Source organism: Pseudalgibacter alginicilyticus (genome assembly GCF_001310225.1).
Lineage (GTDB): Bacteria > Bacteroidota > Bacteroidia > Flavobacteriales > Flavobacteriaceae > Pseudalgibacter > Pseudalgibacter alginicilyticus.
In genome coordinates this window covers 1,582,633-1,608,081 of sequence record NZ_CP012898.1, presented here as the reverse complement: position 1 = coordinate 1,608,081, position 25,449 = coordinate 1,582,633, and the positions used below count along the sequence as shown (strand labels likewise).

At 32.4% G+C, this 25,449-nt stretch carries 19 protein-coding genes; 9 read left to right on the top strand and 10 right to left on the bottom strand.

Translation table 11 applies throughout. The features are described 5' to 3' along the window. Positions 1-47: 47 nt before the first annotated feature. Both APS56_RS06525 and APS56_RS06520 read right to left on the bottom strand, forming a co-directional pair. A complete protein-coding gene (locus tag APS56_RS06525; protein ID WP_054726254.1) occupies positions 48-425 on the bottom strand; it encodes a DoxX family membrane protein in 378 nt (125 codons plus the stop codon). A 128-nt stretch (positions 426-553) separates the two neighbouring features. Next, positions 554-6,691, bottom strand: a complete 6,138-nt coding sequence (locus tag APS56_RS06520; protein ID WP_054726250.1) for an alpha-2-macroglobulin family protein — start codon at positions 6,689-6,691, stop codon at positions 554-556. Between the two features lie 227 nt (positions 6,692-6,918). Here APS56_RS06520 and APS56_RS06515 point away from each other — a divergent pair, with 227 nt between their 5' ends. Then, positions 6,919-7,872, top strand: coding sequence for a tetratricopeptide repeat protein (locus tag APS56_RS06515; protein WP_054726247.1), 954 nt, complete (start codon positions 6,919-6,921; stop codon positions 7,870-7,872). Positions 7,873-8,004: 132 nt separating this feature from the next. Continuing rightward, entirely contained in the window at positions 8,005-9,360 is a 1,356-nt protein-coding gene (locus tag APS56_RS06510) for a UDP-N-acetylmuramate--L-alanine ligase (protein ID WP_054726244.1), read from the top strand. A 138-nt stretch (positions 9,361-9,498) separates the two neighbouring features. Here APS56_RS06510 and APS56_RS06505 read toward each other — a convergent pair whose 3' ends face one another. The 5 genes from APS56_RS06505 to APS56_RS06485 form a co-directional block, all read right to left on the bottom strand. Then, positions 9,499-9,690: a CotH kinase family protein gene (locus APS56_RS06505; protein ID WP_157757622.1), complete on the bottom strand. Its 192-nt coding sequence runs from the start codon at positions 9,688-9,690 to the stop codon at positions 9,499-9,501. A 428-nt stretch (positions 9,691-10,118) separates the two neighbouring features. Then, complete coding sequence (locus APS56_RS06500; RefSeq protein WP_054726237.1) at positions 10,119-11,291, bottom strand: LETM1-related biofilm-associated protein; 1,173 nt, start codon at positions 11,289-11,291, stop codon at positions 10,119-10,121. A gap of 54 nt (positions 11,292-11,345) precedes the next feature. Next, complete coding sequence (argE, locus tag APS56_RS06495) at positions 11,346-12,506, bottom strand: acetylornithine deacetylase (protein WP_054726235.1); 1,161 nt, start codon at positions 12,504-12,506, stop codon at positions 11,346-11,348. A 155-nt stretch (positions 12,507-12,661) separates the two neighbouring features. Further along, positions 12,662-13,048, bottom strand: coding sequence for a Co2+/Mg2+ efflux protein ApaG (gene apaG / locus APS56_RS06490; protein ID WP_054726232.1), 387 nt, complete (start codon positions 13,046-13,048; stop codon positions 12,662-12,664). A 105-nt stretch (positions 13,049-13,153) separates the two neighbouring features. Beyond that, the gene (locus APS56_RS06485; RefSeq protein WP_054726229.1) at positions 13,154-14,407 is read right to left on the bottom strand and encodes a type IX secretion system plug protein; all 1,254 of its coding nucleotides are present in this window, start codon (positions 14,405-14,407) and stop codon (positions 13,154-13,156) included. A 167-nt stretch (positions 14,408-14,574) separates the two neighbouring features. Here APS56_RS06485 and APS56_RS06480 point away from each other — a divergent pair, with 167 nt between their 5' ends. Genes APS56_RS06480 through nqrF form a run of 6 tightly spaced genes read left to right on the top strand, consistent with a single transcriptional unit; the run spans position 14,575 to position 20,691 of the window. After that, a complete protein-coding gene (locus APS56_RS06480) occupies positions 14,575-15,930 on the top strand; it encodes a Na(+)-translocating NADH-quinone reductase subunit A (protein WP_054726227.1) in 1,356 nt (451 codons plus the stop codon). Beyond that, entirely contained in the window at positions 15,930-17,156 is a 1,227-nt protein-coding gene (locus APS56_RS06475; RefSeq protein WP_054726224.1) for an NADH:ubiquinone reductase (Na(+)-transporting) subunit B, read from the top strand. The genes APS56_RS06480 and APS56_RS06475 overlap by 1 nt, the downstream gene beginning before the upstream one ends. A 2-nt stretch (positions 17,157-17,158) precedes the next feature. Continuing rightward, positions 17,159-17,950 (top strand): Na(+)-translocating NADH-quinone reductase subunit C, encoded by a 792-nt coding sequence (locus tag APS56_RS06470; RefSeq protein WP_054726219.1) that lies wholly within the window; start codon positions 17,159-17,161, stop codon positions 17,948-17,950. A gap of 3 nt (positions 17,951-17,953) precedes the next feature. Beyond that, complete coding sequence (locus tag APS56_RS06465; RefSeq protein ID WP_054726216.1) at positions 17,954-18,601, top strand: NADH:ubiquinone reductase (Na(+)-transporting) subunit D; 648 nt, start codon at positions 17,954-17,956, stop codon at positions 18,599-18,601. Positions 18,602-18,635: 34 nt separating this feature from the next. Beyond that, a complete protein-coding gene (gene nqrE, locus APS56_RS06460; protein WP_082379287.1) occupies positions 18,636-19,382 on the top strand; it encodes an NADH:ubiquinone reductase (Na(+)-transporting) subunit E in 747 nt (248 codons plus the stop codon). Between the two features lies 1 nt (position 19,383). Then, positions 19,384-20,691, top strand: coding sequence for an NADH:ubiquinone reductase (Na(+)-transporting) subunit F (gene nqrF / locus APS56_RS06455; RefSeq protein ID WP_054731239.1), 1,308 nt, complete (start codon positions 19,384-19,386; stop codon positions 20,689-20,691). Positions 20,692-20,770: 79 nt separating this feature from the next. Here the strand turns inward: nqrF and APS56_RS06450 are convergent, their stop codons facing one another. From APS56_RS06450 to APS56_RS06440, 3 genes are all read right to left on the bottom strand, one after another. Beyond that, positions 20,771-21,232, bottom strand: a complete 462-nt coding sequence (locus tag APS56_RS06450) for a hypothetical protein (RefSeq protein WP_054726210.1) — start codon at positions 21,230-21,232, stop codon at positions 20,771-20,773. 92 nt (positions 21,233-21,324) lie between these two features. Beyond that, positions 21,325-23,877: an ABC transporter permease gene (locus tag APS56_RS06445; protein ID WP_236778470.1), complete on the bottom strand. Its 2,553-nt coding sequence runs from the start codon at positions 23,875-23,877 to the stop codon at positions 21,325-21,327. After that, positions 23,877-24,560, bottom strand: a complete 684-nt coding sequence (locus tag APS56_RS06440) for an ABC transporter ATP-binding protein (RefSeq protein WP_054726207.1) — start codon at positions 24,558-24,560, stop codon at positions 23,877-23,879. Before APS56_RS06440 ends, APS56_RS06445 begins: the two co-directional genes overlap by 1 nt. A 73-nt stretch (positions 24,561-24,633) precedes the next feature. On the opposite strand from APS56_RS06440, the gene APS56_RS06435 reads away from it, so the two are divergent. After that, positions 24,634-25,323: an arylesterase gene (locus APS56_RS06435; RefSeq protein ID WP_054731235.1), complete on the top strand. Its 690-nt coding sequence runs from the start codon at positions 24,634-24,636 to the stop codon at positions 25,321-25,323. The last annotated feature ends 126 nt before the right edge of the window (positions 25,324-25,449 follow it).

Here is a 25,449-nt window from a genome sequence, read left to right as displayed (position 1 = left end):
GAGATAAAAAAAAGAGGCTTTTGGAGCCTCTTTAAATTTTTTGACAATCATCCAGCTAATAAGTCTTTATATTTATTTCTGTATCCGTATAGAATTATAATATTAAGAATGAAAACCAAAATTCCAGGGCCAATACCTTCTGGGTTTAATGTGGCATGAAATAAAATAATGTTTACAGAAACACTCATTAAAATAACAGCTAATAGGGCACCATATTTGTTAGATATAAATGCTAAACCTGCTAAAACTTCTACAATAGCTACCAATGTGATTACTTTTGCAGACATTAAGGCTCCGAAATAAGCGCCAGCAGCATCGGACATTCCTTCTGGAGCTGGTAAAAAGTTGAGAAATTTGTTCAAACCAAAAATTAAAAGAATAACTCCAAGTATGATTCTTAAAACCGTAAAAACTTTTGAATTCATAATGTTTATATTTAAAATTTATGAAATGAAAGATACTAAATCTTTTGATTATTTTGTTGGGAAGGAACCTTAAAAGCAAACCGTTTTATTTGTGTTTCAGTATTTTAAAACCTGAAACGCTATGAAAATTAATTAATATTTATTCTAACACCTTCACTATGACTGCTAAATTCAGGAGCATACATACTTTGAATGGTTGTTATACCGTTGCTCATATTTCCTGCATTATTTGCGCGTAAATCATATTCAAACACATAGACGCCTTTTGGTAAGTAATCAAAAAAGAAATTTGTTGAGGCGTCTTTAGTGCTTTCATAATACCCCAATCCATCTTGCCATTTATAGGATGATATTACATTGATAGGTTCGAATCCTGAAGCACGCATATCTTTCATATGAAGAAATTCCATGTTTCTATCGCTGTGTAATTCAATACGAACACGAACTAAATCACCCACTTTTAAATTAGTACTTTCAGTGATTTCTGAAATTTCTTCCCCCATATCAGTATGTTTTTTTAAGAACAACTTTTTCTTTATTGTAAGAGGTGTTTCAGCGGAAGTAATTTTGTCTAAATCTTCAAAATATTGCCAGTATAAACTCCCCCAAGCAATGCCATTGCTTTTTTTAGTGATTTTTACTTCCCCCATTTCAGGCTTAATTTCTGATGGGTTCCAAGACGTTTTGTAATAGCCAGTTCCTGCTTCAATTTTAACATTTTCTAATTTTGAAGGCTCAATTTTTTGTCCGCCTAAAACAACTTCTACCATGTCTGTTAGGCTTAACCAATCACTGCCTTGGAGTAATAAGGCATAAACGGCATCGGTAGTGGCTTTAGTAGTTTTCCATCGGTTGGTCTGTTTGTTTTTAAGTAACCAGATTTTTAAATTATCAATAGTTTCAAGGTTTTTTGATGTGCTTTGAATGGTCGTGCCAGCTTCAGAAAATGTTTCAATTAATAGCGCTTGAGTTTCAATTGGTGCCTGATACCAAAACCAAGAATTGGTATTTGCCTTCCAGTACATGCCTAATTCTTCAGAAGTAATACTCGTTTCCTTCAGGGATTTTAGAATTTTAGAAGCTGTGACTACAGCTCCATTTCTATGTGAAATTAAAGCCATTAATCCTTTTGAATACAAAGAACGACTGAGCCAATATTTTTCAATTTGAGTTTGATAGTACTCTATAATTGTTTCAACTTCTGTAGATTTTTTAATCTCAGGGAAGAAACTTCGCATATATAAATAATGCAATTGCCTATAACTTAAGTGGTCTTTGTTCAAATCAACATTAGCATTGTATTTACGGATGTCTTTGTATTCTTGTACAAACTCAGCGTCTAAATAATTTAGGGCTTTTTGAATCATTTTATTTTGGTTACTGAGCATTGTTGAAGTAACATTTAGCTTGTTTAAATGTCCAAAACCTGTAACAATATGTTGAGTAATATACCTGTTTTCACGACCTCCGTTAAACCAAGCCCAGCCGCCAGAATACATTTGATTGTTTTCTAATTTTTGGAGTGCTAATTGTAATTCATTATTCATTTTATTTAAATCGAATAATAACGCAATACGCTTTTTTTGTTCGGTTTCATTTTGTGCATCTCGCAACCAAGGGGTTTCTTGAATTAAAATAGATTTTAATTCTTCATTTTTTTCTAAATTAGAAAGTAGCGCATCGGTATTTCTCCATTGTTTAAATACATCTTGAATTCTTGGGTTTGAATTAGTAATATGGCTGGCTAAGGCGTTTGCGTAGTAACGGGAAAATGTTTGTTCATTGCATTCATAAGGATATTCCATTAAATAAGGAAGTGCTTGAACTGCATACCAAGCAGGGTTGGAAGTCATCTCCAAAGTTAGCTTGTGATAGCTAAGTGTTGATTGAGTAGGGTCCAAGCGGGTTGAAATAAGTTTGTTTAAGGTAAATGTTTTGGTTTCGTTACTTTTAATCCACATAGGTAAGGTTTCAGTAACCAACATACGGTTGCTTAAAACGGGGAGCGCATTTTGTTCACCGTCACTATAATCTCCCGATTTGGCAATGATTTTATATTGTATTGCTGGCACATCATCAGGGATTGACAAACGCCATGATATTTGAGTGTTCCCATTTTTATCTATCAAAAAATCTTGAGTGCCGAGTGAATTTGAAGCACTGTTATCAAAGTATTTGTTTTGACTGCCTTCAATATTAAAAAGCGTGTTTGATATATCTTTTCCTGAAATGGCATCGGTTAAAATTAGATAGGCTTTTCCAGATAATTGTTTGTTTGTAAGATTTGAAATTTTTGTACGGATGCTAATCTTATCGCCTTCACGTAAAAATCGAGGTGCATTAGGGGTTACCATCAATTCCTTTTGGGTTACAGTTGTTAAGGTTTTTGTGGCGCTTTCTAAAGTTTTTGAATGTGCTAATAATTGTAATTTCCATTGAGTTAGCGCTTCAGGACTTGTAAAACTGAAACTGACATTACCTAACTCATCTGTTTTTAATTGTGGGAAGAAAAATGCGGTTTCTTGCAGATTTTTTCGAATTGGTATGGAATCTAAATTTTTAACTTCATTTATGTCATTTGTGTTTACAGTTGTAGTTTCAGTTTCAGCTTTTGGTTGGTTATTATTTGTAACTAAGGCATTGTCCAAATGAGCATCGTTTTCTACTTTAATAAAAGAGACTTCTTCAATAAGCTCGTTTTCAGTAATTTGTATGTTAGCGGTTCTGCCTTTTGATTTTCGTAAGTAAAGCATGTTTTTATAACCAAAATAAAACCCAAACCAATTCAATTGGTCATAAACTTGTTGTGGATAATTGGGGGGCGTTCTATTTATATTAACGCTAAAATTACGAGTGCCAAAACTTTGATTAGCATTGCTATGGCTTTGTGCATAATAGCTTAGATTTTGTATTGGATTGAAATTCCACGAATGCGATTTGAATTGGTCTAATGATGCATCGTACATGCTGGCTAATAACTCGGTACTGATTTTTTCACCAGAAGGCCCCTTTATTTTAAAACTCCAGGTTTCGTTGTTTCCAGGTTGTAATTTATCTCTAAATGTTAGGGTTTCAATTTCTAAATTAGTATTTGGGTAGGGTACAGGAATAGGTTGAGACCCTGATTGGAAACTGTTAAAGGTTGCAAAACTATAATGTACTACAAATCCGCCTAAGTCATCTTTTGTTACGGGAATGCTAATGGTTTTTTTATTGGTGTTTAAGTGAATAATTTCTGTTTGGATAATCTGTTTGTTTTTTTCAACGGATACAGTAACGTTTAAATTTTCAACAGCTGAAACTAGAGTTACATAAGCGGTATCTCCAATATTATAAGTAGACTTGTTTGTTGTAATGCTAAATAGCTGTTTGTCCGCAATCGTTTTATCATTGTCACTAAATAGTGTGATTTTAATTTCATCTTTTACCAATTGTTCAAATTTATCTTTACTCTCTAAAGTGATGAGGTATTTTCCAGATTCCCATTTTTTTATGTTTCCAAGTTTCAAAGTATTAGAGGTTTTTGTGTCAAAAGTTTCTTCAAAAACTAAAGTGCCTTTCTTCCAATTGTCTGGATTATCTTCATTGTTATAAGCATCATGAGGGAATAGATTTTTAAAGGCTTTTTCATTGAAATTTTGATAATCGGGTGCATTCCAGGGTCTTGGTCTTAAAACGGTATTTGGTGCTTTTAATTTATAAATTTTAACGACTCCTTTTGCGGAAACAAATTGACCATTCAGGTTTCTGGTGTCAATGTTTATAGTATGATTTTTCTTTGTTTTGTCTATAGTGTTTTCAATACTCATATTAGCAATTAAGGCATGGTAGCCTACATTAACAATGGTGGTAGCGCTTCGTGTTTCTCCATTTAAATCGGTAATATCAGCAGTGATTTCGTAATTAAAAACAGGCAAATTGTTTTTGTCAATACTCGTATCTGGAAGTGCTTTAAACGTAATTTCAAATTCACCTTTATTATTGGTAATAGTTTCACCGTGTGTTATTTCTTGTGGCTCACTGTTAAACCAAGGTCTGTACCAAAAATACCAGTGAGGGTATTGCACTTTTCTATGAACCCGATATACAACTTTAGCATCAGTAATATTATTCCCCGCATATGCTATAGCCATTCCTTTTACAGAAATAGAATCATTGATTTTGAAAGTTTCTGTGATGGGAGGGAATTTGGTTTCAAATTTTGGGCGTTTGTATTCTTCAACAGAAAAATAAGTCATGCTTTTCATATCAATATTCCCAGAATCAGCATCAAATTCTATACGATATTTACCATTTAAACCGTTGTTGGGTAGAATAAATTCTCCAGAAATGGAGCCAAATTCATTTGTTTTTAGTTTTATTTTTTTTATTTCTTCATCATTAACGTTGTATAAAGCAATATAGACGTTTTGATTTGCCAAAGTTTTTGACTTACCTTCTTCGGTTTTTATGGCAATACCTTTAAAATATACCGTTTGACCTGGTCTATAAATACTACGGTCTGTAAAAAGAAAAGAAGTGTAGTTAATGTTTTCTTGTTTTTGATTGTATTTTTGGTTTATATAATAATCGCCAAAATAGGCTATGTCATTTTCATTTATAATTTTTAAATTGATATTTCTGTATCTGTCGTTGCTTTTTTTAATTTTAATCTGGCCTAAGTTGTTAGTATTATAATTTTCGGTTTTTATATTTTGATTATAATTTTGGATATAACTTAATTCAATAGTTGTATTTGTGATAGGATCTCCATTATTTCTATCAACTATTTGAAATATTTTATAATCAGGAGTTTCCATTTCAACCAAAGCCATGTTAGTAATTTGTATGTTGGCAAAAGCAAATGTAGTATCATCATTTTTTAAAGAGGCTACAATCAAGTACCTGCCATTGTTGAGTTTTGGTATTAATATTTCAGTGCTGTGGGTTTGATAATCTTCTTCATTTCGTAAGTTACTGTTCCAAGTATCAGTAACATTTAAAGTTTTTATAAAACTTAGCTGTTCTTCTTTTCTATAAGTTTTATTGAATTTTTCTAATTGATTTGTAGAAAGTTTGTAAATATGAAATTGTAAGTTTTCTAAGTTTTTGTAATTCACTAATAATCTGGAATTCTGTTGAATAGGAATAAATTCTTCTGTAATAATTTGCAGTGATTCTTGTTCAATTTGAGATTTTAAAACTTGGCACTTTTCAGCACCTTTGCTTTTTGGGAATTCTGAAATAACGCTTTTGCAAATAGCCATGGCTTCTTTAGCTTTCCAACGGTGTTTTGTGTTAGTTTGGTTGTATTGTTGGCTCTGTTGAAAATAAATAGAAGCAATTTCAAAATGATATAAGGCAGATGCTTTATGGTTTTTTAATCGATTGCTTTCTGCTTTAAGTACTTCTAATAAAAGAGTTTCTTTATTGGGAAATGTAGCGTGTTGATTTACAAATTTTAAGCGCTCAATATTTACATCTTCTAAAGCAAAAGGAGAAGGGCTTTTTAAATGAAATTTTATTAGATTTTTGTAGATGTGCAGTGCATTTAACTGTAAGGATGTTGTGTCTTTGGAGCTTATTTTTAAAACGGAATACGATTTGGCATCAGTTAAAAAATCTGGGTTGTTAATTTCAAATTTAAAAGCGGGTTTGGTAATTTGTGTTTCATTAGTTTTATAAAACTCTAAAGCAGTGTGATTTAAAAAATCAAACAAAGTAGGGCGGTAAATTTTAGAGCCATCTTTTTCGTTTAATAAAACATTATATTTTTCTAAGTTTTCTTGTTGTAACATCAATCCATTTTGTAAAGAGTTTTGATAATGAAAATGGATTTCGTTAAAAAGGGTTTGTAAATCCCAAGTTCTAAAATCATTAGCATCTACTTTTTCCGAAGTTTTAGTACGGTTATAAAATTGCCATCTATTTTGATTAAAATATTGCCAATACAAATTAGCCAACAAGCTTTCTAATATGTTTTTGGTTGGAAACGAGCTTATTGCGATTTGCTTTTTAAAATCGTTGATGATGTTCAGTTGAGCATCATCTTCCAATACCAAAGCAAATTTGCCTTTATAAAGCATGGTTTTTATTTCTTGTGGGTGGTTTTTGTCTTTTTGAGCTTGATTTTGAATGCTTTCAACTATTTTTAAAGCTGATTTTGGTAAGCCATCTTTTTCATACTGCGCCACCTTATCCCATAAAACCTTATAGTTTTCTGATGGTTGTGCATTTAGTAGATTTGAAAAAAATATTGTCATTAAAATAGCTGATAGATGTTTCATATGTTTAAATCTATTGTTTTTGTCTGTTACATGTAATACTCATAAATTATTTTTATAGGGGCTGAAAATTTGGTGATGAATTATACATGTAAAAAAGTTTGTTATATTACCACTTTCAAAAGCCATTCCAAAAACAATAAATACATGAAAACTTTTGTCGGTTGAGTGAAATTAATCATTTTCAAGTAAATGAGAAAGATTAACTTTGTATTCTCGACTGAACTATTATGAATAAATTTTTGCTTCTATTTTTACTTTCTGTATCTGTATTTGGTCAAGCTGAATTGGCTAATATAGAGCAGTTCTTTGAAGAAAAACAATTTAAAAAAGCTCAGATTTTGCTAACTGATTATTCAAGGTTGCATCCAAATAATTTAAAGGCTGTGGAATTATTAGGAGATGCTTATGGCTATCAAGAGAAATGGGATGAAGCTATTGAGTTGTATCAAAAATTAGTAAAATCAGATCCAAACAATGCCAATTACCATTATAAATATGGTGGGGTCTTGGGTATGAAAGCACTTCAAAATAAGTTAAAAGCTATTGGGTTTATAGGTGACGTGAAAGCTGCTTTTTTAAGAGCAGCAGAATTAGACCCTAATCATATTGATACACGCTGGGCTTTAGTGGAATTGTATATGCAATTACCTGGTATTATTGGTGGAAGCAAAAGTAAATCCTTAGAGTTTGCTCAGGAATTAGAAAAACTTTCAAAAGTAGATGGGTATTTAGCAAAGGGCTATATTTATGAGTATGATGACCAACCAGGATTGGCAGAGAAATATTACAAAATGGCCATAAAGGTAGGTGGTTCATTAACATGTTTTGATAAATTGACTAAGTTTTATGAAGGCGAAAATCAGCCTCAAAAAGCTATTAATACCATTGAAGATGCTCAAAGAAAACATGACAGAAATGCGTTGCACTATCAAATAGGAAAAGTGGCTGCAGAGTACAATATTGAATTGCAAAAGGGGGAGCAATGTTTACATATCTATCTTAAAAATTATTCGCCTGCTGATGGAGTACCAAAAGCATGGGCACACTTTAGGTTGTCTCAAATATATATGCATAAAAAAAACAAAAATGAAGCCCTAAAACATATTAATTTAGCGCTTGCTGAACTTCCAGAAATCAATGATTTTAATGAAGAAAAAGAAAAAATTATGAGACTTCAATGAGTACTTATTATAGGAGGTTTTAATTTTTGTTTATTGAACCGCTTATCTTTCCTGTAAAATACAATTTCAGTAAAAATCATTCGAGATTTCATAACTAAAAAACTATATTTGAAAATCTTCAAAATAACATAAATGAACGTACATTTTATAGCCATTGGCGGTGCAGCTATGCACAATTTGGCCTTAGCATTACACAATAAAGGATATCAAGTAACAGGAAGTGACGATGAAATTTTTGAACCTTCAAAATCAAGGTTGGATGCCAAAGGTTTGTTACCAGAAGCATTTGGTTGGTTTCCTGAAAAAATTAATTCAAGTTTAGATGCCATTGTGTTGGGAATGCACGCCAAAGCTGATAATTTGGAATTGCTAAAAGCTCAAGAGTTGGGACTTAAAATATATAGTTATCCAGAATTTTTGTATGAGCAATCCAAACATAAAACTCGAGTGGTAATTGGGGGAAGTCATGGAAAAACTACAATAACATCTATGATTTTACACGTATTGCATTATCATGACAGAGATGTGGATTATATGGTGGGGGCTCAGTTAGAAGGGTTTGATGTGATGGTGAAATTAACCGAGCACAATGATTTTATGGTTTTAGAAGGTGATGAGTATTTAAGCTCTCCAATAGACAGACGTCCAAAATTTCATTTATACAAGCCTAATATTGCCTTGTTAAGCGGTATTGCATGGGATCATATTAATGTATTTCCTACTTATGAAAACTATGTAAAGCAGTTCAGTATTTTTGTGGATTCTATTGTAAGTGGCGGAAGTATCAATTATAATGAGGAGGATGCCGAAGTAAAACGTGTCGTGGAAGCCAGCCAAAATACCATTCGGAAAATTGCATATCATACTCCTGAATATACTGTTGATAACGGACAAACTTTATTGGATACTCCTGTGGGGGCGTTACCAATTGAAGTGTTTGGAAAGCACAATTTAAACAATTTGGCCGGAGCTAAATGGATTTGTCAACACATGGGGATTGATGAGGATGATTTTTATGAAGCCATTGCGACCTTTAAAGGGGCTAGCAAACGTCTTGAAAAAATAGCAGAAAGTAAAAACAGTGTGGCTTATAAGGACTTTGCACATTCGCCAAGTAAAGTAGAGGCTACTACAAATGCTGTTAAAGAACAATATGAAAACCGTACTTTGATAGCTTGTTTGGAGTTACATACTTATAGCAGTTTAAATGCCGAATTTTTAAAAGAATATAAAGGGGCGCTTGATGCTGCCGATGTTGCTGTGGTATTTTATTCACCACATGCTGTAGAGATAAAAAAATTGGAGAAGGTTTCCCACGAACAAATTGCAAATGCTTTTGAGCGTGATGATTTAATTATTTATACCAATCCAGACGATTTTAAAAACTTTTTATTCTCACAAAATTTTGATGATAAAGCACTGCTGTTAATGAGTTCAGGTAATTATGGAGGCTTGGATTTAGATGCTGTTAGGGGAGTGATTGGTTAGTTAGGTTTTACTTTTTATCCAATGTGCATCTGTTATTATATGTTATTATATTTTAATAAATTTATACTAAGTTATTTTATGTTTTGAGTAGATAATATCCTTTATCTAAATTTTGAATAGTGGTGAATTATTATAAATTCAAAACTCTTTACCTGTATTTTCGGTTGCTCTAATTAGATTGAGAAATAAAAAATAGCCAGAATAATTATCAAGATTAAATTGCTCCCATATGTTATTAGTAAAATCTATGTCTGATGAATTTATTACAAAATTTATAAATTGATATATGTTTTCCCAGTCTGTTATTTCATTTTCATCTTGGTATTTCATTTCATGACACCCCCCCCAGATTTTATTGTTGTTATCATAATTGGGTAACAATCATACGGAGTAGCTCCTTAATACTCTCCTTTGTAAAGTTCTCTTTGAATAGTATTGTCTTTAAAAGCTCTTAGGCCTTAATTACTTTTTGTTAACTTGTTCAGAATGATTGTATAGCTCATTAAGAAATATTTCCAATACATAACATTAGCTTCAAATTTAGCATCAGGTTTTTCGTTTAGGTAATTGGGTGGGTGGGCTTCAAGCCATAGTTTATGTGCTAAATGACTTCACAATTGTGTGTTAATTAAGGTTGAGTTTCAGTGATACCATATGTTTTTTATTATTCAGTATAGCTGTTATAGTTGATATTAGGGATGTTTTAACTTTAAAGCTAAGATGTGAAAAGATGATAATTAATAATTTGAAGCATCAAACTATTCTTCCACACGATTGTCATCAAAAGCAGAAGGTAATAATTTGGGGATAAATTTTATAACTAACGGTAAAAGTAAAGCACCACCAGGTAATAAAAAGATAGCAAGACTTGGTATGGATTTAAAAATATCTAACAATTGGTCTTGTACTTTTTTAGATTCTTCGGGGGTTAAATCTCGTCTAGTGGAATAGGTAAGTAGTACCATTAGCTCTTTACTGTCTTTTAATTCTTGATATAGTCGCTTACTATTTCTTGTTATTAGTTTCATAACCATTTTGCTAGAGTTGTTGTAAAAACTCTTAACCATGTTTTTTGAACTAAGTAGTACAATATTGTCTTTATGAGTAGTGTAAAATTTATTAATGGTTTCTATAGAATTATGGACTCTAAGAGGTTTTAATTGTAGGTCATTCCCTAATTTTATTAAAAAGCGTTGTTCGTTTGAATCTATAATGCAATCACTCCATGTTGCCATGCACGCTAAATCTAAAATATAATATTTTTCTTGAAGCGTATTTATGTTTTTTATGGCGTCATCATAATTAACATTTGTGTGGTTTTGATATCGTAAAGATGATTCAAATAGCTTAATTAAGCTTTGGTCGTAGGTGCTTTTATTTTCTTTTGAATCTAAAACACTAACAGAAATAGCAAGAATAGATGCTTCCAGGTTTTTTATATAAATTTCTGAAATGCTATTGTTTTTTAAATAATATTGGTAAGCCAATATATCTACAAACAACAGGGCATTAGTGATAAAATAATTAAAATTTTTTGTTAGAATATTGGGGTCTATTTGAGTACGTTTGTGTATGATTTTTTCAAGTAATTCATCAGATTTTTTGCTTCCAATTAGGCCGCCAAAAAAAGACGTTTTTAATTCATTAATTTCAGAATAAAAATCGATCACGCTATTTACAAAAGGCGTATCAGTTTTGGAGTAATTATGGGTGTATAGAAATGCAATACATAAATTAACTTTGCAGATTTCTTCTTCACTAAGGTCTTCTTTTTTGAAGACTTCAGCAACAGGAAGGGCGTTGCTGCCATAAATAAATCCGCAAGTTCTTAAGGCGTTGTAAAATACTTCGCCGTTAAAACTTAAAAAGTGATGGTTCTTTTTAAGATCCTGAAGTAATTTTTTTATCCAGCCATTCGCCGATGGATTCATAGCCTAATTATTTGTGGCAAAATTAATTCTTATTTGTTAATATGAAAATATATGTTAATTAGAAATTTTAGAATGATTAATTAGAGATTGAATCATTGCTACTCCTTTTTGCAATTGTTTTTTGGTAATAAATTCATTGGCACGGTGTGCTTGTTTTATAGAGCCTGGACCACAAATAATGCTTTGGAATCCTGCTTGTGCAAATTGTCCAGCTTCAGAAGCATAGGAAACAGTACTCCATTTTTGGCTACCTGTGAGTTTAGCTATGAGTGATACAATTTCAGTGTGTGTATTTGTGTTTAGCGCTGGTACAATGGGGTGATTTTCTTTAATTTTAATTTCAAAATCTGGGTAAATGGTACGTAATGCATTTTCTCTATTTTTACAATGGGTAATAAAATCTTGAAATATATTAAAACTATTGTCCTGAGGAATTGTTCTGATGTCCATTGAAAGTGTTGCTTTGTCTGCAATAATATTTGCAGCAATACCACCGCTTATCTTACCAATATGTAATGAGGAATGTGGTGGATTAAATCTGTTGTCAATATTTCCAGATGCAATCAAATCTGTCATTTTTTGTTCCGCCCATAAAACTAATTTTGCAGCTTCATGTACGGCACTTACTTCTTGTTTTATACGGCTGCTATGACCTGCAGATCCATTTACTGTAATGTCTAAAATATGCATGCTTTTTTGACCAATTATGGGTTGTAACATGGATGGTTCACCTATAATGGCGTATTTTGGTTTTTCTGAATACGTGCTTTGAATATGTTTTATTAATTCAGGAGCAGCTAAACAGCCAATCTCTTCATCATACGAAAAAGCTAAATAAATAGGTGTTTTAAGGTTTGTTTTTGTCATAGCTGGTAGAGCAGCCAAACAACAGGCTAAAAAGCCTTTCATATCACAAGTGCCACGGCCATATAACTTGCCATCTCCCTTATCAGTAAGTTTAAAAGGATCGGTATCCCAATTCTGTCCCTTCACCGGTACTACATCTGTATGTCCAGAAAGTATTGTGCCACCGTCAATTTCTGGGCCAATTCTACAATGTAATGAGGCTTTAGTGTTTGTTTTGTTAGGAACTAAGGTGGGCTTGATACCGTGTTTTTCTATATAACTTTTTATCCAGTGAATAATTTCTAAATTGCTTTCACCTCCCAAAACAGGGAATGCTATGAGTTTTTCTAAAATCTGCTCAACATTCATTTGCGTTCTTTAAATTTGTTTTAAAGATAGAAGATATTTTTTAATGCTTATATTTTATACATATCAGTTGTTTAAATATAATTTAAATTTAGCACTATATACTAACAGCTGTTAAGATTGTATAATAAAAAATAAGACGTGAATTTATAAATTTGTTAGTTTATTGCAAAGGTTGCACTTAGCTTGAAGGAAGGGATGATGACCTTAAAATTTTTGGTGGTGGTAAAATTTACCATGCTGTAGTGTCCTTGCATAGCGCCAAAAGGAGACGTTAATAAACAGCCAGAATTGTATGTGTAAGATTCACCAGGTTTTAAAACAGGTTTTTTTCCAATAACTCCTTCTCCAGAAACAATTTCTTCATTGTTTAGTGCATCAGAAATAATCCAATGACGAGCATTCAGCTGAACGGAATCTTTACTTTGGTTTTCAATAGTAACTTCGTATCCAAAGGCATATTGTATTTTATAATTTTTATAAAACGAACCTTCGTAGCTAGTAACTACTGATATTTTTATGCCGCTTGTAACTTGTTGAACCATGCTAAATACTGATATACAATGAGTTTTAGTGTGCTAATTTACAAATATTAACTTTTATAAAATAAATATTGGTCCATTATATTTTTGTAACAACCATTCGTCTTATTAATTTGAAATATTAACGGAACTTCCTTCTCCTAAACCAATAATTTGGTCGTATCGAGCGCCTAAATCTCTGTAATAAACAACTACTTTGTAATTGTTTTCTGTTTGATAAAAATTACCACAAACGGCGCCTTCGTCTAAAACACCATTTTGGTCTATAGTTACAAATTTATAGTTGTAAAATCCTTGTTTTAACAATATGGCCTGCTCATAATGATTGTAGCTTTCATTATAATGCAATTTTGTGCTTTCGTCTATAGCATAATTATTGAAATTTCCGTAAACATGAATGCTTTTATCTTTGTATGCATCGTTTGGTAATAAAGAGAAAAACACCCAAACATAGTCAGACTCAATACTGGCATTATCGGCGTCAATATTGGTTATTAGATAATTACCATTTATGTCGGGATTGTAGGTGTAAACGCGATTAAACCGTGGGTAATTTGTAAATAAATAGCTGTGATATAAATCTTTTAAATCGACACCTTGAACACCTGTATTTGCAGCCCTAATGTCTTTATTTTCAAAAAATAAGTACTCATTGCCTCCCCAAAAACTAGATTCTTTATCGTATTTATAAATTAATTGATTACCAATAGTGTACTGTGGTTTTAGGTTTGTAATAGCAGTGTTTAAATTGTTGTTTTGTACAATAAGCGTATTTATTGTCTGCATGGGGTTATTAAATTGCATGCCTGTGGGAGAAATAACAATTTCTACACGTTGTTTGTCTTCAATATGCTTAATATCCCTAGTGCGTTTAATAGTAACGCCTACATTGCTTTTGTTTTCATAAATCATAAATTTTCTGGAAAAAATTAATTCATCATAACTATTAAAAATAGAAAGTAAATAATTTCCGGAAACTTTCAAGCCTCGGGTTTGTTCGTTAGGAATGGTAAGTTTATAATTGGAATATATTTGATAGGTGTTTATTGAGTTTTCGTAGTTTCTGATGCGTTGGTTGTCAAAACCATCCAAATATTCAGACTTAGCTAAGATGGATGGTGTCCAATCAAAATTATAATGTTCTATTTTGTAGTAGAAGTCTTCTTCGTAGCCGTTCAAAGCATCAAATTCTAAAACCAAATATTCGCCAAGTTTTAAAATAGGTAATTGGCTTTCAGGTGTATTACTTTTAAAAGCAATGGTTTTAATGTATTCAGGTGGATTTACTTCTTTAATTTGACCCTGTATAAAGTATGGAATTAATAAGTAAATGACAAATACGTTGCATATTTTTTTTGACATAAACACGAATGTTTTTTCTGTAAATATAATCAATTTTTGTGCCTAAATATTTCTTGTTATTTAGAATGCTTATAAATAAATACGAAGCATTTGTTTGATTGAATAATATTAGTATTAATTTGTACTTTTGCGACGATTTTTAGACAACTAATTTCAATATATAAAATATGTCAAACGACATTCGCATTAAAAAAGGTCTGGACATTAAACTAAAAGGTGAAGCTGATAAAACTGTTGAACAAGCCGTTATTAGTAATTTTTTCACCGTTAGGCCAGAAGATTTTCACGGCGTTATTCCTAAACTTGTTGCAAAGGAAGGAACTTCAGTAGAGGCTGGAGGGACTTTGTTTTTCGATAAGTCTTATGAGGATATTAAATTTTCATCGCCGGTTTCAGGAAAAGTAATTGAAGTGGTTCGAGGACCAAAAAGACGCATTGATGCTATTAAGATTTTAGCAGATAAAACTCAGACATATCAAGATAATGGTGTGTTTGATATAGATGCAGCAAAACCTGAGGCACTAAAAGCACACTTATTAGCATCAGGATGTTGGCCGTTTATAAAACAACGTCCTTATGATGTAATTGCTAATCCTGATAAAACGCCAAAAGCTATTTTTATTTCTGGATACGCTAGTGCACCATTAGTAGCTGATTTAGATTTTACACTAAGTGGAAAAGAAGCCGAATTACAAGCTGCTTTGAACGCTTTAAGTAAATTAACGGAGGGTAAAGTACACGTAAGTGTAGGTAAAAATTCAAATTCGCCTTTAGCAGGTTTGTCAGGCATTACTATACACACCGTGTCTGGACCACATCCATCAGGGAATGTTGGAACTTTAATTAATAAAGTAGATCCTGTTAATAAAGGAGAGGTTGTATGGACAGTAAATGCTCAAGACCTTGTTGTTATTGGTGAATTACTGTTGACAGGTAAGTTTAATGCTGAACGTATTGTTGCTTTAGCGGGCTCTTCTGTTGAAAAACCTAGATATTTCAAAACGAAATTAGGGAGTGAAGTAGCTACCATGATTTATGATAAAGGTATCAACAAAAAAGACCATCCACGTATCATTTCTGGTAGTGTGTTGTCTGGTAAGCATATTAAACCTGACGGTTATTTAGATTATTATAGCAATACCATTACTGTTATTCCAGAAGGTGATGATTATGAGTTGTTTGGGTGGAATAAGCCTGTTTTTGATAAAGTATCTACAACCAGAGCTTTTACATTTTCTTGGTTGTTCCCAAATAAAGAGTACGATTTAAATACCAATACAAATGGTGAGCATCGTGCATTTGTAACTACTGGAAATTATGAGGAAGTATTTCCTTTAGATATTTTTCCATTACAGATATTAAAAGCTTGTATGTATAGTGATTTAGACGAAATGGAAGCTTTAGGTATGTATGAAGTAGCACCTGAAGATTTTGCACTCACAGAATTTATTTGTGTGTCTAAACAACCACATCAACAGATTATTAGAAAAGGATTAGATGTAATGCTAAAAGAAATAGGATAATGAATTTAAAAACTAGATTACATATCTTAAAAAGAAAGTATAGAGATTCTAAATGGGCGCCAGCGTTCAATGCACTTCATACATTTCTTTATTTACCAAATGAGACAACTCATCATGGTACACATATTAAAGTAGCCGACGATTTAAAACGAACCATGAACACCGTTATTATGGCCTTGGTTCCTTGTTTAATTTTCGGGATGTTTAACGCAGGATATCAACATTACTTAGCGGTAGGCGATATTCAAGCAGTAACAGGAGGCTTTTTTAGTAGCGAATTTTGGACATTGGATAACTTTTTAGTTGGTTTTTGGAAAATCATACCGTTAGTTATTGTGTCTTATGGTGTTGGTTTAGGAATTGAATTCCTTTTTGCCATCATTAAAAAACACGAAGTTGAAGAGGGATATTTGGTAACAGGGATGCTTGTGCCACTTATTGTTCCTATTGATATTCCACTTTGGATGTTGGCTGTAGCTGTTGTGTTTGGTGTTGTTATAGGAAAAGAAGTTTTTGGAGGAACAGGCATGAATATTCTAAATCCAGCCTTAACTATCCGTGCCTTTTTATTTTTTGCGTATCCAACGTGGATGAGTGGTGATAAAGTTTGGGTGGAAGGTGCCGTTGAAAGAACTAATGAAATAGCTGCAGGAGCAAATTTAGATGCCATTTCAGGTGAAACTATTTTAGGAAGTTTAGCTCAAGGACAAGATATAACTCATTCTGTAGCTGATATGTTTTTTGGTTTTATTCCTGGTTCAGTAGGCGAAACATCAGCTTTATTGATTTTGTTAGGCGGTTTATTCCTAATATTCACAAAAATAGGAAGTTGGAGAATCATGTTGTCATCTGTACTTGGAGCTGTAGTAATGGGCTTGATATTTAATCAAGTGGTAGATGCTGGTATCATTACAGAAAGTAGCAAGTTTTACGGGTTAATGAGTACCACATGGTGGCATCATTTATTAATTGGTGGATTTGCTTTTGGTACGGTATATATGGCTACAGATCCTGTTACTGCATCACAAACTAATAAAGGGAAATGGATTTACGGTTTTTTAATTGGGTTTTTATCGATCTTAATCCGTGTGTTTAATCCTGCCTACCCAGAAGGGGTAATGTTGGCCATTCTATTAATGAACGTTTTTGCTCCAACTATAGATCATTATGTGGTTCAAGGCAACGTTAAGAGAAGAATGAAACGTGTAAAAGTTAAAACAGCTTAATCATGAGTAACAAAACAGATTCAAATACATATACAATACTATTCGCTATTGGAATGGTTGTAGTTGTTGGAGCTTTATTAGCTTTCACAGCAGCTTCACTTAAGCCTAATATAGCAGAAAATCAGCGTGTTGAAAAACAACAAAATATTCTTTATGCCATGGGTGTAAATAATAATGAAGGTGGTAGTGCCAATTTTATTTCTACAGCAAATACTCCTGATGCTTTTCAAGAAAATATTAAAGAACAGTTGGTGTTAACAGTGGATGCTAATGGAGCTATTATAAAAACACAAACCCGTGAAGAGTATTTTAATGAGGCAAAACAAGAGCCGTATTTAATAGATATAAAAAAGCAAAAAACAAATGCTAAAAATGGTGAGCCAAGGTTATTACCATTGTTTGTTGGTGAAAAAGAAGGTAAAACCTATTATATAGCTCCTATTTATGGAAAAGGGCTATGGGATGCCATTTGGGGGTATGTAGCACTAAATGATGATATGGTAGTGCAAGGTGCTTATTTTGATCATAAAGGAGAAACGCCTGGCTTAGGAGCCAACATCAAAGAACGTTTTTTTATGGATGACTTTATTGGCGAACATTTGTTGGATGACTCAGGTGTTTTTAAAGGTATAACTGTTGCTAAAGGTAATGCAGATCCAAAAAACGATAACAAAACAGATAATGAAGTTGACGCCATTGCAGGTGCAACTATTACAGGAGATGGGGTTACAGCTATGATTAAAAGCGATTTGAAACTTTACAAACCTTATTTCGATAATTTAAAAAATAATTAATCTATGGGACTTTTATCAAAAAAAGACGCAAAGTTAATCACAGATCCATTAGCGGATGACAATCCAATTACTATTCAAGTACTTGGTATTTGTTCAGCGTTAGCAATTACAGCAGAATTGAAAGCTTCTATTGTAATGGCAGTATCTGTATTGTTTGTTTTGGGAATTGGGAATGTAGTTATTTCTTTAATGCGAAATATTATTCCTTCTAAAATTAGAATTATTGTACAATTGGTTGTAGTTGCTGCTTTGGTAATTATTGTAGATCAAGTTTTGAAAGCCTTTGCTTACGAGTTGAGTAAAACGCTATCTGTATTTGTTGGATTAATTATTACCAACTGTATCATCATGGGGCGTTTTGAGGCTTTTGCATTAGCTAATGGTCCTTGGAAGTCTTTTTTAGATGGCATTGGGAACTCTTTAGGATATGGTGTTATTTTAATTATAGTAGGGTTTTTTAGAGAGCTTTTAGGATCTGGAACTTTATTAGGATTTAAAGTGTTAGGTGATCCAATTGAAAAAACAGGATTGTATGCTATTGGATATGAAAATAATGGATTTATGTTATTATCACCTATGGCATTAATTGTTGTAGGAATCATTATTTGGGTACAACGGACAAGAAATAAAGCATTAGTAGAAGATCATTAATAATTCAGAATTCTGAATTCATAATTACGATTAAATGGAACATATAGAATTATTTTTCAAATCAATATTTATAGATAATATGGTATTTGCCACGTTCTTAGGAATGTGTTCTTACCTTGCTGTATCTAAAAAAGTAAGTACAGCCGTTGGTCTTGGAGCTGCGGTAATATTTGTATTAGCAATTACCGTACCTTTAAACTGGTTATTAGATCAATACCTTTTACAACCAGGCGCTTTAAAATGGTTAGGTGCTGAGTATGTAGATTACGATTTAAGTTTCTTATCATTCATCATGTTTATTGCAACTATTGCTACTATGGTGCAATTGGTTGAGATTATTGTTGAGAAGTTTTCACCATCATTATATAACTCATTGGGTATCTTTTTACCATTAATAGCAGTTAACTGTGCTATTTTGGGGGGGTCATTGTTTATGCAATCTCGCGAAATTCAATCATTAGGATTGGCGTTTAATTACGGAATAGGTTCAGGTATCGGCTGGTTTTTAGCAATTCTTGCCATTGCTGCTATTCGTGAAAAAATTAGATATTCAAATGTACCGCCAGCATTACGTGGTTTAGGAATTACCTTTATTATTACAGGATTAATGGCTATTGGTTTTATGAGTTTTGGAGGTATGTTAACAGGGGGTGATGAAGAAGCACCTAAAGAAGAAACTACTGTTTCTATAGAAAAAGAATCAATAGAAAATGTCACGTTTAGCACAGTCCAAACGTCTGAAGATAAAGAGATAGCTAACAACATAAAAGTAAATGAGTAATATGATTTTAGCCGCAGGTACATTAGGAACAATTGTAGCAACAGTAACAGCTTTTTTAATCATTACGTTGTTGTTGGTAACGTTATTATTAGTTGTAAAACAAAAATTATCACCATCAGGTCCCGTTAAAATTACAATTAATGGTGAAAAAGAAATAGAAGTAGCTTCTGGAGGAAGTTTGCTTTCTACTTTAGGTAACAATAAAATATTTTTACCATCAGCTTGTGGTGGTGGTGGTACATGTATTCAATGTGAATGTCATGTATTGGAAGGTGGGGGAGAAGCACTTCCAACAGAAACACCTCACTTTACGCGTAAAGAATTGCAGCATGGTGCACGTTTGGCATGTCAGGTAAAAGTAAAACAGGACATGAATATTACCATTCCTGAAGAGGTATTTGGTATTAAAAAATGGGAAGCTGTTGTTGTTCGTAATTATAACGTAGCATCTTTTATTAAGGAATTTGTTGTTGAGATTCCAGAAGATATGGGGTATAAAGCTGGCGGTTATATTCAAATTGAAATTCCTCCATGTGAAGTGAAATATTCTGACATGGATATTACAGCACATCCAGAAGAACACGATACACCAGATAAGTTTAAAGAAGAATGGGACAAGTTTAAACTTTGGCCATTAGTAATGAAAAATACCGAAACAGTTGAGAGAGCTTATTCCATGGCTTCTTACCCTGCAGAAGGACGTGAAATTATGTTGAATGTTCGTGTAGCTTGTCCACCATTTGACCGTGCTAAAGGTGGCTGGATGGATGTTAATCCAGGTGTGGCATCATCATATATATTTAATCAAAAACCAGGCGATAAAGTAACAATTTCTGGTCCTTATGGAGAATTCTTTATCAACGAATCCGAAAGTGAAATGCTTTACGTTGGTGGTGGTGCTGGTATGGCACCAATGCGTTCACACTTGTATCATTTATTCAGAACATTAAAAACTGGTAGAAAAGTTACTTATTGGTATGGTGGACGTTCTAAACGTGAATTATTCTACTTAGATCATTTTTATCAATTAGAAAAAGATTTTCCGAATTTTAGATTTTTCTTAGCACTTTCTGAGCCTTTGCCAGAAGATAATTGGAAAGTAAAAGAAGATATTGATTCACCAGGCGATGGTTTTGTAGGGTTTATTCACAATTGTGTGATTGATAACTATTTAAGTAAACACGAATCACCAGAAGATATTGAATTGTATTTCTGTGGACCTCCATTAATGAATAAAGCAGTTCAGAAAATGGGAGAAGATTTTGGTATCCCAGATGAGCATATACGTTTTGATGACTTTGGTGGATAAGATTTTTGTTAAAAACAGAAATTTTTAAACAGAATATTAAAATAAATTATTAAACCAGTATCAAAAGTACTGGTTTTTTTTATGCTTTTAATTCAAGAGTTTTATTTCGTGGTTTATCATATGAAAGATCAAATATATTAGTGTAATCCATCACATTTGAAACATTATCCCATTTACATAAAAGCTTAATGACTTCGCAGAGTCCATGAAACAAAACGTTTTTATCTGTTGAATTTTTTGGTCTTTTGTTTTTATAATGTAGAGGCAATTCATATCCACATCCTTTTAAGAAAGTGATTTCAATTTCAAGCAATTCTAAAGGTGTATAACCTTTAAATTTTCGTCCCACATTTTGATGAACCATGCCTACATAATTCAATTTTAAAGTGCCATGATTGTCTGTTAAATGTTTCCAGCTATCGGTATTGTCTAATATATTTCCAACGGCACATTGTTTGCAGCATTCAGGGTGTAAAGTATTATTATGAAAAGCTATATATAATTTTTGAATAGCTTGTTCTAAACGAATTGTAGTTTTCATTTTTATTTCTAAGATACAAAATAGGATGGTATATAAAAAAAACTAATTTTTTTGTACTAACGATAATTCAATTAAAGTATACTTGGTATTAATTATAAACTCTCTTTTCTTAAAACTTCTAATGGAGGGTTGTTAATAACCTTTCTACTATTTGATATACCAATACTTAAGACCAAAAACGTGATAAATGGAAAGAGCATCAAAAATGGAATAATTGATGGCGTAAATGGCGTTTCAAAAATCCATAAGGCTAAAAACTGACTGCTTATTAGAGAAAGTAAAATACCTGTTAAACTTCCTATAACACCTAAAAAAGTGTACTCTAAGGCTATTATTTTGAGTATTTGATTACTTTTCGCTCCTAGTGTTCTTAGTAAAACACTTTCTTTAACACGTTGATGTTTACTTGTACGTACAGCACCTATAAGTACTATAATACCTGTAAGAATACTAAAAAAGGCCATAAAATTGATAATCCAACCAATTTTATCTAAAAGTTTTTCTACAACATTTAATATTTGACGAAAATCCAATATAGATATGTTTGGGAATTTAGTTACAAGATCTTGTTGTAAAATTGCAGATGCTTCTTCGTTAGGAACATTGGTAGATAAAACTCTAAATTGTGGAGCATTTTCTAAAACACCTTTAGGAAATAATACATTAAAGTTTAATTGCATGCGTCTCCAATCTACAATTCTAATACTACCTACTTCGGTATCAATTAATACACCTTGTACATTAAAGGTGATTTTATCCCCCACGTTCACTTTGGCATCATCTGCAAAATTATTACTAATGGATACGGGTACTAATTCATTAGATGTGATTACTGGAATAAATTTGCCTTCTGTTATGGTTTCAGATTCTATTAGAGAATCACGATAAGTAGCTCTAAATTCATGATTCAATACCCAGCCTCTTATTCTTGAAGTTGAATCTTTACGTATATCATTAACCATTTTATTGTTTATACTATGAACTCGCATGGTTATAATAGGAATGTTGTCAATTATGGTGTGCGATTTATTTGTTATGGTGGCTGCAACATTCTCAGTTTGGTCCTCTTGAATATCAAGCAATATCATGTTGGCACTAGTTGTTTCTGTCTCAAAGTTAGCTTGAGATAGTAAAAGATCTTTGCTAAAGTATAAGTTGCTAATCAAAAAAGTACCTACTCCAATTGTTATTATTAAAATTAAGGTTTGATTTTGAGGGCGGTATAAGTTTAGTAAACTAGTACGTGCTAAAAACCCCCAAGAGTGAGGGAAGTTTCTTTTTGTAATTAACATAATACTATGGGCAATACCTCCTAATACGGAAAAGGTTATTACAATCATACCTAAAAAACCCATAGCATATTTAAAGTTATTTAGTATCCAAAACGCAAACAAAAAAATAAAACCAAATATTAAGCCTAAAACTATAATACCCGCTTTTGTAGATTTAGAATTTGTGTTTTCCTGAATACGAAGTGCTTGCAATGGCGATATGTATATGGTGCCAATTAACGGGTACAGTGCAAATAAAACAGACATGAAAACACCTAATAATATACCTATGAAAATAGCTTGTGGTGCTAATGTTATTTGAACATCTACTGGCAGAAGACCTTCTAAAAGTAAAGGGAATAATTGCTGTAAAAAAACGCCTGTCAGAGTCCCTAAAACACCTCCAATTAAACCTATCATAGCAATTTGGATGAGATAAATTATAAAGGTTTGTTTTTTACTGGCACCAATACATTTTAAAATAGCAACAGAGCGTAGTTTTTCTTTAATATAAATATGAACGGCACTAGCTATGCCAATACAACCTAATAATAAAGCAATAAAAGCTACAAGATTAAGAAATTTACCAAAGTTATCATAACGTTTTCCCAGACGGTTACTAGTACTAGTATGTATATCTAAATCGGCATCTTCTGCTTTTAGTTTCTTTCCTATAGCATCATTTAATGCCTGTAAATTAGTTGTTGGTTTAGCAATAAAATAAAACTCATAATCCAACCGGCTACCAATTTTTACTAATCCAGAATTTTCAATGAAATTATAAGGAATAATAACAGGGGGCGCCATGGTACTAAATATTGCATTGCTGCCAGGAACAGATTTTAAAGAACCTCCTATGGGTAGGATAGTGGTTCCTACTTTTATAGAATCTCCAACTTTTAATGAAAATTGAAGCATCACAGTAGCATCAACTAAAGCAGTTCCTTTTTGTTGGTAGTTTGATGAGGCAGATGCGGGCTCAGTTTCCATAGTGCCATAAAATGGGAAACCACCTTCAATACCACGTATTCTAACTAATTTTGACGCATCACTTTTAGGAAAGGCTACCATAGAAGGGAAATTGATTTCACGGGCATCTGCACCACCTAAAGAATCCATTATAGCCCATACAGCCTTATTAGGAGCTTTGTCACTATCAATCTTAAAATCACTTCCCATTAATGATTTAGATTGTGAAGAAATATTATTTTTTAAGTTTAAACTAAATGATTGAATTGATACAACAGCAGCAATACCAAGTACGATAGAAGCCATAAAAAGGATTAACTTTTTCCAGCTAGATTTACCGTCTCGCCATGCCATTTTGAATAACCAACCCAAACCAGCTTTTGAAGTTTTAGTGTTTTTTGTCATTATGCTAATTTGGTGTCTTCAACAATGCGCCCTCCCTTAAGTTTTAAAATGTGATTGGTTTTTTTTGCCAATTCAATATCGTGGGTTACAATAACAAGTGTTGTACCAAGTTCTTTATTAAGGTCGAATAGTAGTTGTATCACCTTATCACCTGTTTCAGCATCTAAATTTCCAGTAGGTTCATCTGCAAATAATATTGTAGGACTATTGGAGAAAGCTCTTGCCAGCGCAACCCGTTGTTGCTCACCACCAGATAATTGAGAAGGGTAATGGCTTAAACGCTTTGCTAATCCTACTTTTTCTAAAAGGGTAGTTGCTTTTTTTGAGGCTTGTTTGTCACCTTGTAACTCAAGAGGTACAGCAACATTTTCTAATGCTGTAAGTGTTGGTAATAATTGAAAGTCTTGAAAAATAAAACCAACTTTTTGATTTCGTAGTTGAGCACGTTCGTCTTCGGTTAAGCTGGTGGTTTCGATATTACAAAGTTCAATAATTCCAGAATCTGGTTGGTCAAGGCCCGCGCATAAGCCTAAAAGCGTTGTTTTTCCACTGCCCGAAGGACCAACTATAGCAAATGTGTCTTGAGCTTTAACCGAAAAGCTAATATCTTTAAGAATATTGAGTTTTTTAGAACCGCTAAAATAACTTTTTTCTAAGTTGTGAACGTTTAATATCTTTACCATAAATGTTTAATTATAAGGGCATTTTTATTTCCGACAAATTAAAGAAATGATTTTAAAAACGAATTTTAATCCTATGAGAATCCTGTTAATGTTATGTTATTTTTTAATATTTAGTGTTAATATTTCATGTAAAGAAAGAAATAACAAGAATGTAGAAGATAGTGTTGAAAGCATAGAAGTTGAAAATAGTCAGGAAGGCATAACCACAAAAAATAAGATTATATTATTTTTTGGAGATAGCTTAACAGCAGGAATGGGGTTAGATACAGAAGAGGCTTTTCCTGCGTTAATTCAGGATAAGTTAGATTCTTTACAACTTTCGTATCAGGTTATTAATGCTGGGTTAAGTGGAGAAACAACAGCAGGAGGTAAGAATAGAATAGCTTGGGTACTGAAGCAAAAAATAGATGTTTTTGTATTGGAACTTGGTGCAAATGATGGTTTACGTGGTGTACCACCTAGCGAAACACGAAGAAATTTACAGGCAATAATAGATATAGTAAACGAAAAAAATCCTGAGACAAAAATTATTTTAGCAGGTATGCAAATCCCTCCTAACTTGGGGGTAGACTACACCACTGAGTTCAAAAATATTTTTCCAGAACTTGCTGCTGAGAATAATTTAAAGCTTATTCCTTTTTTATTAGAAGATGTTGCAGGAATTCCAGCACTGAATCAAAACGACGGTATTCATCCAACAGCAGAAGGACAAAAAATAGTAGCTCAAAATGTCTGGTCGGTTTTGAAAGAAGTGGTATTGTAAGTTAAATGTTTTTATTAGTATTTAGTTTAATGCTTGTTGGCATAGTTTTAATATTTACTTCAGATTCTAAAATTTGAAACGTTACAATTTTTTTGGTGTTGTTGATATAACTTATTGAAAATAAAA

Bases quoted from the DNA above. Each gene is read 5' to 3' on its own strand.
- APS56_RS06525 (WP_054726254.1), bottom strand. From the start codon at position 425: ATGAATTCAAAAGTTTTTACGGTTTTAAGAATCATACTTGGAGTTATT.
- APS56_RS06520 (WP_054726250.1), bottom strand. From the start codon at position 6,691: ATGAAACATCTATCAGCTATTTTAATGACAATATTTTTTTCAAATCTA.
- APS56_RS06515 (WP_054726247.1), top strand. From the start codon at position 6,919: ATGAATAAATTTTTGCTTCTATTTTTACTTTCTGTATCTGTATTTGGT.
- APS56_RS06510 (WP_054726244.1), top strand. From the start codon at position 8,005: ATGAACGTACATTTTATAGCCATTGGCGGTGCAGCTATGCACAATTTG.
- APS56_RS06505 (WP_157757622.1), bottom strand. From the start codon at position 9,690: ATGAAATACCAAGATGAAAATGAAATAACAGACTGGGAAAACATATAT.
- APS56_RS06500 (WP_054726237.1), bottom strand. From the start codon at position 11,291: ATGAATCCATCGGCGAATGGCTGGATAAAAAAATTACTTCAGGATCTT.
- argE (WP_054726235.1), bottom strand. From the start codon at position 12,506: ATGAATGTTGAGCAGATTTTAGAAAAACTCATAGCATTCCCTGTTTTG.
- apaG (WP_054726232.1), bottom strand. From the start codon at position 13,048: ATGGTTCAACAAGTTACAAGCGGCATAAAAATATCAGTAGTTACTAGC.
- APS56_RS06485 (WP_054726229.1), bottom strand. From the start codon at position 14,407: ATGTCAAAAAAAATATGCAACGTATTTGTCATTTACTTATTAATTCCA.
- APS56_RS06480 (WP_054726227.1), top strand. From the start codon at position 14,575: ATGTCAAACGACATTCGCATTAAAAAAGGTCTGGACATTAAACTAAAA.
- APS56_RS06475 (WP_054726224.1), top strand. From the start codon at position 15,930: ATGAATTTAAAAACTAGATTACATATCTTAAAAAGAAAGTATAGAGAT.
- APS56_RS06470 (WP_054726219.1), top strand. From the start codon at position 17,159: ATGAGTAACAAAACAGATTCAAATACATATACAATACTATTCGCTATT.
- APS56_RS06465 (WP_054726216.1), top strand. From the start codon at position 17,954: ATGGGACTTTTATCAAAAAAAGACGCAAAGTTAATCACAGATCCATTA.
- nqrE (WP_082379287.1), top strand. From the start codon at position 18,636: ATGGAACATATAGAATTATTTTTCAAATCAATATTTATAGATAATATG.
- nqrF (WP_054731239.1), top strand. From the start codon at position 19,384: ATGATTTTAGCCGCAGGTACATTAGGAACAATTGTAGCAACAGTAACA.
- APS56_RS06450 (WP_054726210.1), bottom strand. From the start codon at position 21,232: ATGAAAACTACAATTCGTTTAGAACAAGCTATTCAAAAATTATATATA.
- APS56_RS06445 (WP_236778470.1), bottom strand. From the start codon at position 23,877: ATGACAAAAAACACTAAAACTTCAAAAGCTGGTTTGGGTTGGTTATTC.
- APS56_RS06440 (WP_054726207.1), bottom strand. From the start codon at position 24,560: ATGGTAAAGATATTAAACGTTCACAACTTAGAAAAAAGTTATTTTAGC.
- APS56_RS06435 (WP_054731235.1), top strand. From the start codon at position 24,634: ATGAGAATCCTGTTAATGTTATGTTATTTTTTAATATTTAGTGTTAAT.